Origin of the sequence: Clostridium neuense (genome assembly GCF_045310695.1) — a bacterium.
GTDB classification, from domain to species: Bacteria; Bacillota; Clostridia; order Clostridiales; family Clostridiaceae; genus Clostridium_S; species Clostridium_S neuense.
In genome coordinates this window covers 33678-49954 of the sequence record NZ_JBJIAA010000001.1, presented here as the reverse complement: position 1 = coordinate 49954, position 16277 = coordinate 33678, and the positions used below count along the sequence as shown (strand labels likewise).

At 31.6% G+C, this 16277-nt stretch carries 16 protein-coding genes; 14 read left to right on the top strand and 2 right to left on the bottom strand.

Going from position 1 to position 16277, the window contains the following annotated elements; genetic code table 11:
- Window positions 1-54: 54 nt before the first annotated feature.
- Window positions 55-1581 (bottom strand): PPC domain-containing protein, encoded by a 1527-nt coding sequence (locus ACJDT4_RS00230; protein WP_406785511.1) that lies wholly within the window; start codon window positions 1579-1581, stop codon window positions 55-57.
- A 523-nt stretch (window positions 1582-2104) separates the two neighbouring features.
- On the opposite strand from ACJDT4_RS00230, the gene ACJDT4_RS00225 reads away from it, so the two are divergent.
- From ACJDT4_RS00225 to ACJDT4_RS00160, 14 genes are all read left to right on the top strand, one after another.
- A complete protein-coding gene (locus ACJDT4_RS00225; protein WP_406785510.1) occupies window positions 2105-2422 on the top strand; it encodes a PTS sugar transporter subunit IIA in 318 nt (105 codons plus the stop codon).
- 23 nt (window positions 2423-2445) lie between these two features.
- On the top strand, window positions 2446-4128 hold the full coding sequence (locus ACJDT4_RS00220) for a lactose-specific PTS transporter subunit EIIC (protein ID WP_406785509.1): 1683 nt from the start codon (window positions 2446-2448) through the stop codon (window positions 4126-4128).
- Between the two features lie 18 nt (window positions 4129-4146).
- On the top strand, window positions 4147-5574 hold the full coding sequence (lacG, locus tag ACJDT4_RS00215) for a 6-phospho-beta-galactosidase (protein WP_406785508.1): 1428 nt from the start codon (window positions 4147-4149) through the stop codon (window positions 5572-5574).
- 230 nt (window positions 5575-5804) lie between these two features.
- Window positions 5805-6569 (top strand): DeoR/GlpR family DNA-binding transcription regulator, encoded by a 765-nt coding sequence (locus tag ACJDT4_RS00210; RefSeq protein WP_406785507.1) that lies wholly within the window; start codon window positions 5805-5807, stop codon window positions 6567-6569.
- Window positions 6570-6776: 207 nt separating this feature from the next.
- Window positions 6777-7205 carry a galactose-6-phosphate isomerase subunit LacA gene (gene lacA / locus ACJDT4_RS00205; RefSeq protein WP_406785506.1) on the top strand — a complete coding sequence of 143 codons (429 nt, stop codon included), beginning with the start codon at window positions 6777-6779 and terminating at the stop codon, window positions 7203-7205.
- A gap of 18 nt (window positions 7206-7223) precedes the next feature.
- Entirely contained in the window at window positions 7224-7745 is a 522-nt protein-coding gene (lacB, locus tag ACJDT4_RS00200) for a galactose-6-phosphate isomerase subunit LacB (protein WP_406785505.1), read from the top strand.
- A gap of 40 nt (window positions 7746-7785) precedes the next feature.
- Entirely contained in the window at window positions 7786-8640 is an 855-nt protein-coding gene (locus ACJDT4_RS00195) for a tagatose bisphosphate family class II aldolase (protein WP_406785504.1), read from the top strand.
- Window positions 8637-9563 (top strand): 1-phosphofructokinase, encoded by a 927-nt coding sequence (locus ACJDT4_RS00190; RefSeq protein WP_406785503.1) that lies wholly within the window; start codon window positions 8637-8639, stop codon window positions 9561-9563. The genes ACJDT4_RS00195 and ACJDT4_RS00190 overlap by 4 nt, the downstream gene beginning before the upstream one ends.
- 128 nt (window positions 9564-9691) lie before the next feature.
- The gene (locus tag ACJDT4_RS00185; protein WP_406785502.1) at window positions 9692-10456 is read left to right on the top strand and encodes a DeoR/GlpR family DNA-binding transcription regulator; all 765 of its coding nucleotides are present in this window, start codon (window positions 9692-9694) and stop codon (window positions 10454-10456) included.
- Window positions 10457-10468: 12 nt separating this feature from the next.
- Entirely contained in the window at window positions 10469-11380 is a 912-nt protein-coding gene (locus ACJDT4_RS00180) for a sugar phosphate isomerase/epimerase family protein (protein WP_406785501.1), read from the top strand.
- 14 nt (window positions 11381-11394) lie between these two features.
- Entirely contained in the window at window positions 11395-12369 is a 975-nt protein-coding gene (locus tag ACJDT4_RS00175) for a D-2-hydroxyacid dehydrogenase (RefSeq protein ID WP_406785500.1), read from the top strand.
- Between the two features lie 124 nt (window positions 12370-12493).
- The gene (locus ACJDT4_RS00170; protein ID WP_406785911.1) at window positions 12494-13051 is read left to right on the top strand and encodes a sigma-70 family RNA polymerase sigma factor; all 558 of its coding nucleotides are present in this window, start codon (window positions 12494-12496) and stop codon (window positions 13049-13051) included.
- A 12-nt stretch (window positions 13052-13063) separates the two neighbouring features.
- On the top strand, window positions 13064-13729 hold the full coding sequence (locus ACJDT4_RS00165; protein WP_406785499.1) for a hypothetical protein: 666 nt from the start codon (window positions 13064-13066) through the stop codon (window positions 13727-13729).
- Between the two features lie 273 nt (window positions 13730-14002).
- Window positions 14003-14809, top strand: a complete 807-nt coding sequence (locus tag ACJDT4_RS00160) for an HAD family hydrolase (RefSeq protein WP_406785498.1) — start codon at window positions 14003-14005, stop codon at window positions 14807-14809.
- Between the two features lie 326 nt (window positions 14810-15135).
- Here the strand turns inward: ACJDT4_RS00160 and ACJDT4_RS00155 are convergent, their stop codons facing one another.
- Window positions 15136-16275, bottom strand: coding sequence for a DEAD/DEAH box helicase (locus tag ACJDT4_RS00155; RefSeq protein WP_406785497.1), 1140 nt, complete (start codon window positions 16273-16275; stop codon window positions 15136-15138).
- Window positions 16276-16277 lie beyond the last annotated feature (2 nt).

Here is a 16277-nt window from a genome sequence, read left to right as displayed (position 1 = left end):
ATATAAAAATAAGCTACCTATGTTCAATTTTTGGATATAGGCAGCTTATTTTTGTTAGTTAGTTGTCAGTGTATAGCCTGTTGAACTATCTGAATTTACCTTAATATAATAAACTCCTTTGTCCAATGTTTTTGAAATATGCCTTATTGATTTATTGGAATAATGAGGATCACCATAACTATCTGCTGATATATAATTATCATTATCGCCATTCTCAGCATATAAGTACAAGTTTATGTTATTGCCATTTTCACCATTGAGATTTATATTTAAATCTTTAGTTTGATCTATAGTTATCTTATACCAATCCGATTTATCTTGAGAAGTATCATCTTTAAAATAACCTATGTGTCCGGTTTTTGTGTCATTGGAATTAATGGTTAAAGCTTTCATATATGAATCATTATTTTCAATGTCATTTTGCAGTGAGTCTTCTGTGAAAGTAGATTTAAGTGAATACATTTCTGGATTATCACTTGTAATTTTAATATAATAAGTTCCGGCTGCTAGATACTTATCAATGCTTCTTATAGATTTATTTTCATAATGTGGATCACCATAAGAATCCGCTGCAATATAGCTGTCATTGTCTCCGTTTTTGCAGTATAGGTATAAATTTATATTATCTCCAGTGTTATTAGATAAATTAAAATTAGCCTCACCATCTTTAGTTAAAGTGAATTTATAATAATCTGCTGAATCCTTTGAAGAATCTTCGTTCATATAGCCTATGTGACCAGTTGTTTCATTATTTAGATTAAGATCTTGTGCATTTAAATAGCTGTTGTTTGTTTCAATATCGTTATTAGAAGCTTCATAATTGTAAGCTAGGGTAATTGAATAATTTAGAGTGTCGCTAGAATTCAATTTTATATAGTAGGTTCCAGCAGCTAACCCTTCAGTAACACTTCTTACAGACTTGTTTGAGTAATGTGGATCACCATAAGAATCGGCAGCAATGTAATTATCATTGTCTCCATTTTTATCATATAAGTAAAGATTAATATTATTAGTATCTGTTGTGTTTTTGGCAGAAATAGTGACGCTAGCATCTTTAGGAACAACAAACTTATACCAATCAGCACTGTCATTTTTGCCATCGAGACTTCCGTTTAGTTTGTCTCCTAAGGTTACAGTGCTAGCTGAGCTGTAGCTGTCATTATTTGAACTGTCAATATTCTTATAAGCATCTTCAGTTGTAAAACTCATACTGTATTTACTTCCGTTACTTAAAAATATTTTTAAGGTATATTTTGAATTTGGGGCATAAGAACTTGTTGGTTTTACAGATATTGTGTTTTTGCCAGATACAGCTATGCTTACAGGAACGAAGTCTGAATCCTGTTGAACTAGTATGCCTTCAATTTTATCTGTACTAATATCCGTTGAGAAGGTTATTGTCCAAATTTTGTCTAGTTTTACATTGTTTTTTGATGGAAGTTCAATAAATGAAGAAGGCGATGCCATTAAAGTTTTACTAGTTGATTTGCTAAACTGAAGTGTTTGGGCTGCAGAAGCAGAATTAGTTGAAGTTAATAATAAAGCCGCTGAAATAATACAACTTAATGCTAATTTTTTCATTTGTTTTCCCCCTTTAGGTTTTTAAATTAATTTTAGCATAATCGCCTTAATGTAACAATAAATTCTAAAAAAGTGTGTAGTAAAATGATGAATGATATACAATAATATATAAGGGAAGATTTATATTTCAAAATGCGCAGTTAATATAAAGACAATGTTAGGGATAAAATGAAACAGCAAAGTGATCATTCTAGTAATGAGTGATCATATATTTGGCTTAAATTAAGATATAAAAATAATAAATATGCTTAGTTTTATGTAATTTTCAGACTGATACTTTGTTGATACCATATCTTTTAGCATAGCTTTGGCGCTTTTATAATAAGTAATGTAATGTTTTTATTATGTTATACTATTAGCGAACAAAAATCGAATAAAAATATTACACAAATGATATTGACAAGTTATTGGTTAAGATATATTATATAAATGTAAACGAAAACAAAACATAAAAGAACAAACTAGTGCATAAATATTGTTTTATACAAAGTTAAAATAATTATAAAGGTGGAGGTATAATAGTATGACTAAGGAAGAATTGGAATTAACCACAATGGAGATAGTTGCTTATGCAGGAGATGCAAGATCAAAATATATAGAGGCTTTAAATGCTGCTAATGATAAAGAGTATGACAAAGCCGAAGCCTTAGTAAAAGAAGGAAATGATCTTATAACGGAAGCTCATAATGTTCAAACAAAAATGATCCAAATGGAAGCGTCAGGGGAAAAAATAGAAGTAGGTTTCTTGGTGGTACATGCTCAAGATCATTTGATGACGGTAATGCTTTTGAGGGATCTTGTAAAAAATTTAATCAATTTATATAAAAAAGCTAACCAATAAAAATATTTAGGGGGAAAGTTATAATGAAAAAGTTAATTGCGCTAATTGAAAAAGCGAAGCCTTTTTTTGAAAAGGTTTCAAACAACCCTTACCTAAGGGCGATTAGGGATGGTTTCTTAAGTTGTATGCCTATTATTTTGTTTTCTAGTATCTTTTTACTCATAGCAGATGTACCTAATATATGGGGATTTTACTGGCCAAACAATGTTACTAATACTCTTATGAAAGCATATAACTATTCTATGGGAATTTTAGCGGTGTTAATGGTAGCTACAATTGCTAAGAGTTTAACTGATAACATCAATGGTAAGCTTCCTAAGCTGAGACAAATTAACAATGTATCAGTAATGATTGTTTCTATCAGCTGTTTCTTATTAATAGCTGTAGATTCAGTTAAGGATGGATTTTCTAGTGGCTATATGGGTACTAAAGGTTTATTATCAGCATTTGTAGTTGCATTTATAGTTCCTAACATATATAAAATATTTGTAAAGAACAATATAACAATTAAATTGCCAGATGAGGTACCTCATAATGTGGCCCAAACTTTTGAAGATTTGCTTCCGTTAGCAGCATCTATTTTATTCTTCTGGTTATTTGATTTAATATTTAGACAGGTGGCAGGGGAAGTTTTCAGTCAGTGGATATTAGATGTCTTAAAACCTTTATTTACGGCTGCAGATGGATATTTGGGATTAGCTATAATATATGGAGCAATGGCAATGTTCTGGTTTGTTGGCATTCACGGACCTTCAATAGTAGAACCAGCAGTAACAGCTATATATATTGCTAATGTTGAAGCTAACTTAAAGTTATATCAAGCAGGACATCATGCATCATATGTATTAACTCATGGAACTTCGTACTTCGTAGCAACCCTAGGAGGTACTGGTGCTACTTTAATGCTTACCGTTATGTTTGCCTTTTTAGCTAAGTCAAAGCAATTAAAAGCAGTTGGTAGAACGTCTATAATTCCAGTATGCTTTGCAGTAAATGAACCAGTGCTATTTGGTGCACCAATTGTTTTAAATCCTGTGTTATTTGCACCTTTTATTCTTACTCCAATAGTTAACGTATGGTTATTTAAATTTTTTATAGATAATTTGGGTATGAACGGATTTATTTATATAATTCCTTGGACAGCTCCAGGACCTATAGGATTAATATTAGGAACAGGTTTTGCTAAATTAGCATTTGTATTAGCACCTTTATTATTAGTAGTTGATTTTGCAATGTACTATCCATTCTTTAAAGTGTATGATAAGCAATTGGTAGAGGAAGAGGCTGAAAGGGCTAATCACGAGGAAGTTGCAGCAGTTAAAGAGGAAACAATTGTAAAAGAGGTTGAAAAACCAGTAGAAAAGCTTAGAGTAGAAAACAAAACAGATAAAAAACAGCTTGTATTAGTACTTTGTGCAAGTGGAGCTACAAGTAGTATGCTTGCAAATGCAATAACAAAAGGAGCAAAGCAGGAAGGCATAAATTTGGAATCTATAGCTATGGCATATGGTCAGCACAAGGATGTAATATCAGATTACGATTTAATCGTATTAGCACCACAAATGGCATCTATGTATGAAGAATTAAAAGCTGATTGTGCATCAAAAGGAACCAAAGCAGCTACAACGTCAGGTAAGGAATATGTAAGATTAACTAGAGATCCTGCTGGAGCGTTAAAATTTGCATTAGATATAATAAATGGATAATGGAAAGAGGCAAAAATTATGAGTGGATTTGAAAATGATTTCGTGTTTGGAGGAGCAACAGCAGCTTATCAGGCAGAAGGAGCTACGAAAGAAGATGGAAAAGGACCATGCATTTGGGATGAATATCTTAATCAGCCTGGAAGCAGATTTAATGGAGACGCAGCAAGTGATTTTTACCATAAGTATAAAGAAGATTTAGAACTATCAAGGAAGTTTGGCGTAAATGGTATAAGAATATCCATTGCATGGTCTCGTGTAATACCAGATGGAACAGGTGAAGTAAATCCAAAAGGAATTAAATTTTACAGCGATCTTATTGATGAATGTATAAAAAATGGTGTTGAACCTTTTGTAACCTTACATCATTTTGATACCCCACTTCCATTATTTAAAAATGGAGATTGGCTTAACAGGGAGAATATAAAGCACTTTGTTAGATTTGCAAAGGTTTGTTTTGATAGATTTGGAGATAGGGTTAAAAAGTGGGTTACCTTTAACGAGGCTTGGGCAGTTGCTCAAAACGGTTATATAATAGGAAATTTTCCTCCAAGTGAAAAATATGATATACCAAAGGCTGTTCAATCTATGCACAACATGATGGTAGCACATGCTAAGGTTGTTGAACTATATAAGAGCATGAAGCTTAGTGGAGAAATAGGAATAATTCATACGCTTGAAGGCAAATACCCAATAACGGACTCAGAAGAAGATAGAAGAGCTGCTTATTTAGACTATATGCTGTCAAATAAATTTATGCTTGATGCGTGTTTTAAAGGAAAATATCCAAAAGAAACTGTGGAAACTATTGATGAAATTATGTCTAAAAACGGTGGTAAACTTGAAATTTATGATGGGGATTTAGAAGTGCTTAAGGCTGCTTCAAAAAAAATTGATTTTCTGGGAATGAACTATTATTCTAGTCATTTCTTAAAAGGTTATGCAGGAGAAAGTAAAATACATCATAATGGGACAGGTGAAAAAGGAACAAGTATTTTTGCACTTAAGGGAATAGGTCAGCGTGTTAATAATCCAGAGGTTCCAACAACAGATTGGGATTGGCCGATTTACCCGAAGGGACTTCATGATATGTTAGTTAGAATAAAAAATGAATATCCAAACTACAAAAAAATATATGTTACTGAAAATGGAATGGGATATAAAGATGATTTTGAAGCTGGAAAGATAGATGATACCCCTCGTATAGAATATATTAAACAGCACCTTGCAGCTATTTTGCAGGCTAAAGCTGAGGGTGTTGTTGTAAAAGGATATTTTGTATGGTCTTTAATGGATGTACTTTCCTGGAGCAATGGATACAATAAGCGTTATGGATTGTTTTATGTGGATTTCCATACTCAAAAGAGATATCCGAAGAAAAGTGCTTATTGGTTTAAAGCTATATCTGAGGCTAAAGAATTAATAAGTGCAGATAAGATAATTTATTAAAAGCAGATTTAGGAGTTCACAAGTAGCTGTTGTAAAGTTAATGTTATTCTTGTTTGTAGCAGTTACTTGTGAATTTTGATAGTTTTCAAAATATAGCAACATAAATAGAACAAGAAAAGAATAAAAATAATCACAAATGATATTGAATGTGATATAAAAAAGTGATAATATATACTTGCAGATAAGGATTGAATATGATTATATTGTGATAATTTATGGGGGAGTACAGTATGCTAAAGGAAGAGAGATTCCAAAAGATATTGCAAATGCTCGATAAAAATAACATCATAAAGATAACAGATATAAATGAAAAGCTTGGTGTTACAGAAATAACTGTTAGAAGAGATTTGAAGGTTCTTGAGGAAAGAGGACTTCTTGACCGCATTTATGGTGGAGCTAAAAAGGTAATGGAAGAAAGTAAGACAAACTTTAAAGAACTTTCTAATAATGAAAAAAGAAAAATCAATATAGAACAAAAAAGATATATTGCTAAACTAGCCAGCCAGCAAATACAAGAAAACGACATTATTTATATAGGACCTGGAACTACCAGTGAATTAATATATGATTATTTGAATGTTTCATATGTAAAGATTATAACTAATTCTATGCCTGTATTTTTAAAATTTAAAGATGATAAAAGATATGAAATAATATTAGTAGGCGGGCGTTATCGTTCACATACGGATGTTTTTGTTGGAAGCTTTACAAATGAAAACCTAAAAAATATGAGAGTTAAAACCGCTTTTGTTGGAACTAATGGTATTTGTAATGATAATATAACCACTTCAAATGAAGAAGAGGGCGTATGCCAAAAGATTATAATGGATAATGCCGTAAAAAAGTTTGTGTTGTGTGATAGCAGCAAAATAGAGAAAGAAGATTTTTTTAGCTTTTATAATTTGCAGGATGTCACAGCAGTTATCACAGATAAAAATATAGATAGTAAATTAAAAGAAAAGTATGAAGAAATAGTAGAAATAGTAAATGAATAAAAAATAATCTCGTATTGTTATCAATATGAGATTAATAAATAAAAGAAGAGAAAATTAAGATGATTATTCTACTCTTCCGTGGATTAAATTATACATAAGCAATATAAATTATACCACAGAAGATAATAATATAAAAGTTTAAATAATGGCTATGTTTTAAAAGAAAGCCAAATATAAAAATTATAGATTTGCAGAGGAGGTAATTTTATGAAAATAGCATTAGGAGCCGATACAGATGGTTTTGAGTTAAAAGAGTATTTAAAAGAGTATTTAGAAGGAAAAGGCATCGAAGTGATAGATAAAACTCCAGAAAAGGGGCTTAATCTTGTACAATCATCAAGCTTAGTTGCAGAGGCAATTATGAAAAAGGAAGCAGACAGAGGAGTTGCAATAGATGAATATGGTGCAGGCTCTTTTATGGTTGGTGCTAAGCATAAGGGAATAATATGTGCTGAGGTTTCGGATGAACATTCAGCAAAAATGACAAGCCAGCATAATTCAGCTAATATGCTTGCTATTGGAGCAGGAATTGTTGGAAAAAAACTTGCAGAGGGAATGCTTGATGCATATATAAAGGAAAAATATGCAGGTGGAAGACATCAAATAAGAGTTGATATGTTAAATAAGATGCTATAAATATTGGGAGGTAATAAAATGGTAATTTCAATAGGATCAGATCACATTGTTCCAGATATTAAAATGAAAATTTCAGAGTACTTAAAGTCAAAAGGTCATGAAGTTATAGATAATGGAACTTACGATTTTGTAAGAACTCATTATCCTATATTCGGAAAAGCAGCTGCTGAAAAAGTAGCATCTGGTAAGGCGGATTTAGGAGTTATATTATGTGGAACTGGAGTTGGAATATCAAATTCAGCAAATAAGGTAAAGGGAATAAGAGCAGCACTTGTTAGAGATGTAGGAACAGCTAGATATGCAAAGGAATATTTAAATGCAAATGTTATAGCTGTTGGAGGAAGAATAACAGGAATAGGTCTTATAGAAAATATAATAGATGCTTTCCTCGAATCAGAGTACAAGCCTACTAAGGAAAATGAAGAAATAATAAAGGGAATTGATGAGCTTATAAAAGATGATAAAGGTCAGTTTGGAAATGAACATTTCTTCGATGAATTTATTGAAAAATGGAATAACGGTGGATATCCGAAAGAATAGTTAGAAAATTTAAATAATTACAATAAGAAGGTGTTAAGGTATGTTAGTTACAACGAAAGGATTATTGGTTAAAGCACAGAAAGAACATTATGCAGTACCAGCATTTAACATACACAATCTTGAAACATTTAGAGTTGTAGTTGAAACGGCTGCAGAATTAAATTCTCCAGTAATAATTGCAGGAACTCCTGGAACTATAGATTATAGTGGAGAGGATTATTTGATTGCAATTGCTAAATCAGCAGCAGCAAAACACTCAAATATACCAATAGCAATGCATTTAGATCATTTTGAAAACGTAGAGAGGCTTAAACACTGCATTGATGTTGGATTTACATCAGCTATGATAGATGCATCAAGAATGTCTTTTGAAGATAACATTAAAGTTACAAGAGAAGTTGTTGAATATGCGCATTTGAATGGCACTGTTGTGGAAGCTGAACTTGGAATGCTTGGCGGCAGAGAAGAAAATGTGGTTGTAGACGATAAAGCTGCTGTTTATACAAATCCGGATGCTGCAAAAGAGTTTGTAGATAAAACTGGAATTGATTCACTTGCAGTTGCAATAGGCACTGCTCATGGTTTGTACAAAGGAGAGCCAAAACTTGACTTTGATAGACTTAAAGAAATAAGAGAAAAAGTGTCCGTGCCTTTAGTGCTTCATGGAGCTTCAGATGTACCAGAGGATTTAGTTAAACTGGCAATTAAATTTGGAATATGTAAAGTAAATATTGCAACAGATCTTAAAATACCTTTTTCTAATGCAGTAAAAGAATACTTTAAGGAAAATCCAGATGCAAATGATCCAAGACACTATATGACTCCTGGAAAAGAAGCTATGAAAGAAATTGTTATTAAGAAAATTAAGATGTGTGGAAGTGAAGGAAAAGCTTGATTACAATTATAAATCTCAATGCTTCTGTTGATAAGAGGTATGAGATACAGGATATAATTAAAGGGAAAGTAATGCGTGCTAAAGGAGTTTACAGTGCAGCAGGAGGAAAGGGACTTCATGTTGCAAATATAGCACATATACTAGGTGAAGATATTATTACTACAGGATTTTTAGGTGGAACAACTGGTGAATTTATTGAAAACAGGTTAAAGGAAATTGGAATTAAGAGCAATTTTGTGAAAATATCAGGGACAACTAGAGAATGTTTAGCTTTTATAACTGATGATTTAGTTCAGACAGAAGTTCTTGAACCTGGACCATTTGTTACAGAGGAAGAAAAAAGTATATTTATAAATATGTATGATAATTTATTGGTAAATTCGGATGTTATAGTGGCTTCAGGCAGTGTGCCTAAAAATATTGAAGCTAATATATATGCAAAGCTTATAGAAAAGGCTAATAGAGCAGATAAAAAGTTTCTTTTAGATACAAGCGGTGAATTGCTAAAAGAAGGAATAAAGGCTAAGCCATTTTTGATAAAACCGAACAAGGACGAGCTTGAGATGCTTACAGGAAAAGCAGTAATAGATGAAAAAGATATATTGAAGCATATAAAAACTCTAAATCAAAGTGGAATTAAGTGTGTAATTGTTTCTTTAGGCGCACAGGGCTCTTTAGTATGTTTTAACGGAAATATATTTAAAGTAACAATACCAAAAGTAAAGGCTGTAAATCCTGTGGGTTCAGGTGATTCTCTCGTTGGAGGCTTTGCCGTTGGAATTGAAAGAAATTATCCAATAGAAAAAATTATAGCCTTGGGGGCAGCCTGCGGTACAGCCAATGCTATGATAAAAGAGAATGGCTGGGTTGAAATGAAAACAGTTAATGAGATAATGGAAAAGGTAAAAATACAAAGAATATAATTTTTTAGTGTAACCTTTATTATAAAATATATAATAAAGGTTACATTTTTTATCTATGTATATTAAAATTGTTAATTATAAGTGATAATATATAAGCATACAATTATTCTATTTTTGGAGGATTGGATATGTTAAAGGAAGAACGATTTCAAAAAATACTAGATATGCTAAACGAAAACAATATAATAAAAATTACGGATATAAATGAAAAACTTGGGGTAACTGAAATAACTATAAGAAGAGATTTAAAGGTTCTTGAAGAAAAAGGGCTTTTAAAGAGAATTTACGGCGGAGCAAAAAAAATAGAAAAGCCTGTTAAAACGAATTTTAGAGAACTTTCAAGCAATGAAAAAAGAAAAATAAATATAGAACAAAAGAAGTATATTGCTAAGGTTGCAGCAAGCATGGTAGAAGAAGGAGATATAATATATATAGGTCCAGGAACTACGAACGAACTAATATATGACTACTTAAATATTCCATATGCTAAGGTAATAACTAATTCAATGCCTGTATTTTTGAGATTTAAAGAGGATAAAAGATATGAAATCATATTGGTAGGTGGTAGATATCGTTATCATACAGATGTCTTTGTTGGAAGCTTTACTAATGAAATTTTAAAAAGCATGAGAGTCAAAATAGCCTTTGTTGGAACTAATGGCATTTACAACGATAATATAACAACCTCTAATGAAGAGGAGGGGGTCTGCCAGAAAATAATAATGGATAATGCAGCAAAAAGATATATAATTTGTGACAGTACTAAACTTGAAAAGGAGGATTTTTTTAGTTTCTATAATTTAAAGGATGTAACTGCAATTATTACGGATAAAGATATTGATGAAGGATTGAAAAAAAAGTACGAAAAAATTGTAAAGGTCATAATAGCTTAAGGAGGAAAAACTATGGACGAATCAATACATAAATATATGAAGGTTGGGTTAATTCACTTTATGGCATATCCAGAATGCGGCAGCGGTGAAGGTCCAATAGAAGAAACTCTTAAAAAAATAGCAGAAGATGATTACTTTGATGCTGTTGAAATTACCTGGATAAAAGACAAAGATGTAAGGAATAATGCTAAGAAGATAATTGAAAAGGCAAAGCTTGCAGTAGCTTATGGAGCACAACCAAGACTCCTAACTACAGGACTTAATATAAATGACTTAAATGGAGAAAAAAGACTTGAAGCATTAAAAACACTTAAAGATGGAATCGATGAAGCTTATGAAATGAAGGCTAAAGGTTTTGCTTTTTTAAGTGGTAAATATAATTTAGATAAAAAAAGTGAGGCTTTTGATGCATTGGTTGATTCCACAAAGGAACTTTGTAAATATGCGAAATCAAAAGGAGACATAAATGTACTTCTTGAAGTATTTGATTATGATGTAGATAAAAAAGCACTCATAGGACCAGCAAAGCTTGCAAAAATATTTGCGGAGGAAATAAAAAGTGAGTATGATAATTTTGGACTTATAGTTGATTTGAGCCATATTCCACTTTTACATGAAACTATAGAAGAATCAATATTACCAGTTAAAGAATATATACTTCATGCTCATATGGGGAATTGCGTAATTAAAGATCCAAGTATGGAGGGCTATGGAGACCAGCATCCTAGATTTGGTTTTCCAAACAGCGAATGTGATGTTGAAGAGCTCACGGAATATTTAAGAATATTAAAGTTTATAGGGGTTTTGAATAAAGAAAATCCACCAATAGTAAGCTTTGAGATTAAACCTTATAAAGATGAAAATCCAGAAGCTGTAATAGAAGGAGCAAAAAAAGTACTTAATGAAGCTTGGGCAAGAGTTTAAGGAGGACAAAATATATGAAAATTGTTGTTTTAGATGGTTGCACTTTAAATCCAGGAGATTTATCCTGGAAGGGAATAGAAATGCTTGGAGAGTTTACTGTATATGATAGAACAGATTATACCGGAAAAGATGAAGAAAAAATAATTGAGAGAGCAAAGGGAGCAGAAGTTATTTTTACTAATAAAACTCCTATGACAAGAGAAATAATTGATAAACTTCCTAATTTGAAATACATAGGGGTACTTGCTACAGGATATAATGTTGTGGATTTAAAGGCAGCGAAAGAAAAAGGAATTGTAGTTACAAATATCCCGGCTTATGGAACTCAATCTGTTGTTCAAATGTCCATAGCACTTTTGCTTGAAATCTGTGATGGTGTTGGATTTCATAATAAATCTGTACATGATGGTGAATGGGAAAACTGTGCAGATTTTTGTTACTGGAAAAAGCCTATTATTGAACTTTGCGGAAAGACAATGGGCATAGTTGGATACGGCAGCATAGGTAAGGCTATGGCAAAGGCAGCAGAAGCTTTAGGTATGAAACTTCTTGTTTTTACGCCTCATCCAATGTATTCTCTCGAAAATGATAATATGAAGTTTGTGGACTTAGACACACTATTCTCTAAAGCAGACGTAATTTCTCTTCATTGTCCACTTCTTGATAATAACAAAGGAATGATAAATAAGGCCTCAATATCAAAAATGAAGGATGGAGTTATTATCATAAATACTGCAAGAGGTGGATTAATTGTGGAAAAAGATCTTTGTGATGCGCTTGAAAGTGGAAAAGTATATGCGGCAGCAGTTGATGTTGTATCTACAGAGCCTATAAAAAAGGATAATCCATTAAGATATGCAAAAAACTGCATAATAACTCCACACATTGCATGGGCAGCTAAAGAAGCAAGACAAAGATTAATGGATATTGCAGAAGATAATCTAAAAAAATATATTGAAGGAAATCCTATTAATGTGGTAAATAAGTAGACCACATATATATGCCGCAGTAATTTATGCGGTATTTTTTTTGTTTTTTTGAAAAGGCTATGACAGAAAAATTTACCTTGTGAAGTATATATAGTGTAGGACAAAACAGGAGGTGGTTAGCTTGGTGATTGAGGATGAAGAAATTATTGATGGCATACTTAAAAAAGATAAGTATGCACTAACCAAACTGATTAATAAATATGGAACTATAATTCACAATACTATATTTTTTATACTCAAAGATGATTATGAAAGTATTAATGAATGTGAAGATGATGTGCTTATGTGTCTTTGGAAGAACGTTGATTGTTTTTCTAAAGAAAAGGGGAATTTTAAATGGTGGATTGTTGCTATTGCTAAAAATAAAGCGCTTACCTATAAAAAGCGCAGCAGCAAATCAAATAATAATGTTGATATAGATAATTTAAAAATTAAATTAAACTATGATATTGAAGCTGATTATTTGAAAGGTGAAAAGAAAAAGCAAGTTATAAATTTAATTAAAGATAATTTAAATAAAGAGGACAGTGAAATTTTTATAAGACGATATTTTATGGATAATAGTACAAGAGAAATTGCAAAAAGTATGAATGTTACTTCTATAACTGTTTATAACAGGCTTAGCCGAGGGCGGAGAAAATTAAAGAAAATCCTCAAAGAACAAAATATAAATTTTGAATAGGAGTGATAAATTATGGAAAATAGAGCTTTGTTAATGTCATATAATGATATAACTTTTTCTAATGAAGAAATTGAAAAATATGAGAGTGAGAAAGTACAGGACAGTGTTCTCAAAAGAATGAAGAATAAGGTTGACAGCATTTATATACGAGCAAATTTTGATGATGGATTGTCAAAGGTAGAGGAGCAATTTTTAGAGAACGAAAGTGTAAAATGCATATATTTAACCGAATCCTATGGAGTTAGAGAAACAAAGGTTGCAGTTGGCTTTACAGGTCCTTCAGCATTTGCAGCTGGTGTTTGGAGTGATTGGGGAACAAAAACTATTGTGATTACAACTAATAAAAGAATTTTTGTTATTTATGCTAATGATGCTTTTGGTTTTCTTAAAGTTAAAAATTATAAGTTTAGTGAAATTGAGTATATTAAGCATACCCAAAATGGAAAAAGAGAGAGTATTATTAGCATAAAACCTGTTAATGAAAGAGCAATCATGATGAGTGTATACAATGATAAATATACAAAGTTCTTTGATTATATAAATAATAACGTAAAGAGTATAAATATTTATTATGAAAAAAGAAGGCTCTCAGATGATAATATACTGCTAATATATTCGATAATTTTACTTTTAATATGTGGAATGCTAGTTTTGGGTAACTTGTGGGATAGACTCTAATACTAAATCACCCCTATAAACTGTAAACTAATGCAATTCACAATTCACAATGAAGGATGATTTTTCTCCGCTAGCGCTACAAAAAATGTTAAACTTAATATGCTCAAAGCGTTTAAAATATATTGCTCAGCGAAGCTGACGCTATCAAGTTCTAGATTTACCTGAGCGAAGCAAAAGATAAATTATCCTTAATTGCGCATTGTGAAATGTGAATTGTGCATTGATTTAAACCTTGATATAATTGATGTATATTATGTAGGGGGTGCACTTCAGTTGAACAAAAGATTTGAAGGATATTTGCTTATTTCAGATATGGACGGAACTTTAATTGGAAATGATAGAAAAATATCAGAGAATAATGTAAAGGCCATAAAGAAATTTCAAGAATACGGTGGAAAATTTGGTGTAGCAACAGGAAGAACTGTAGAATCAGCTAAAAGATATATAGATAAGCTTCCTGTGGATATACCTGTAATACTTTATAATGGTGCTAAAATATATGATTTTGACAAAGAAACGGTTTTATTTGAAATACCACTTGAAGAAAAGGTTAAAGAGCTTGTAAAAGAGATTAAAAAGTACGATAATACCTTGGGAATTGAAATATACAGCAATGAAAATACGTATATTTACAGTCCTTGCAGATTTTCAAAGAGATTTAAAAATAGAAATTATGATGTTTATTTTGATATTCCAGAAACTTTGTGGGAACAAAAGTGGACAAAGGTTCTTATAGTTGGAGAAAAGGATCAGATGGATTATTTAGAAGAAAACTTTGAAAATATTTTTGAAAAAATAAATTTAATTAGAAGCGGTGAAAATTTTCTTGAAATACTTCCAGAAAAAACTTCAAAGGGCTCAGCCATCAAAAAACTTTGCAAAATTATAGATATGGATATGTCAAATATTATTGCTGTTGGTGATGAAATGAACGATTATGAGATGATTAAAGAAGCTGGTTATGGCTTTTGTGTATCAAATGGCAACAAGAAGTTAGTTAACATGTGCAGCAATATTTGTGCTCCAAATGATGAACATGCAATTGAAAATGTTGTGGAATGGGCGATTGAAAATATATAGATAATAGCGGAAAGGTTGAAATGGCTAATATCAAGTGCATTCCTATAAACTGGAAGTTGACTCAGAGCACAGAGTACAAAGTACAGAGTACAGTGAAGGATGATTTTTCTCCGCTGTCGCTTTGAAAAATCTTAAACTAATGCGCGCAAAGCGCTTAAAATATAGTATTCAGCGTAGCTGATACTACTAAGTTTTAAGATTTACCTGAGCGTAGCAAAAGGTAAATCTACCTTCACTGTGCTCTGTACTCTGTCAGTTGTACTCTGATTCAAATTCCAGTTTGCAAGGATGAATTTGCTATTACCAATTTTAAGATTTCATCATGTCTATAGGTTTACGATTTTCCCCTTATAGATGCCCTTATGAGCTATTTTTATATCAAAGGCTTTTTCGTATTTTTTTATAAATCTAATTTCATTAGGAGAGGCAATAGTTATTGCAGTGCCTTCTGTAGAAGCTCTGCCGCATCTTCCAACCCTGTGTAAATAATTTATGGGTTCTACGGGCAAATCTAAATTAAATATGTGAGTTACACCTTTTATGTCAAGTCCTCGAGCAGCAATATCAGAAGCAACTAAAAGATTGATTTTACCATTTCTAAAAGCTTCAAGGACTTTTTTTCTATCCTCTTTTATGTTACTTCCATGAATACCTTCTGCTTTAAGCTTGTGATACTTTAATTTAGAGGTGGTTATTTCAATATCATCACTTTTGTTTATGAATACTATTGCTTTATCTGGGTTAATTGCGTGAACAAGCTTTCTTAAAATTTCTATTTTATCCCTCCTGTCACAGGTGAAATAATAGTGAGTTATATTGGAATTTACTTCGTTTTTATTTTCTACACTTATAAATTCAGGTGTTTTCATAAGTTTTTTTGCTTCTGTAATTGTGTCCTTTGATATAGTTGCAGAAAATAAAAGCAGCTGTCTTTCCTTTAAGGTTGTTTTTATAACTGCCTTTACTCCGTCTATATGAGAACTATCAAGAAGTACATCAGCCTCGTCAACTACTATGGTCTTTATAGTATGAGCTGAAATTTTTCTTTTTTTAATTAAATCAAAAGTTCTGCCGGGAGTTCCAACTATAATGTGAGGCTTTTCCTTTAACTTCTCAATTTGTCTTGTGATATTTACATCGCCTATTATTGCTGCTGAAGTGATTTTAACCTCTGAATTATCTGAAAACAAATTGATAGTTTTATATACCTGCATAACCAGTTCATGAGTTGGGGCAAGTATTAAAGCTTGCATTTCTCTTTTACTTGCATCTATTTTCTGAAAGATTGGAAGCAAATATGCAAGAGTTTTTCCTGTTCCAGTTTCTGATTTTCCAATGATATCCTTGCTTGTTAAGGCTAAAGGAATTACTTTTTCCTGTATAGCTGTTGGTATCTTAAATCCCATTTTTTCTAATGAATCTGAAATGGCACGATTAAGCCCAAGTTTTTCAAATAAATCATTCATTA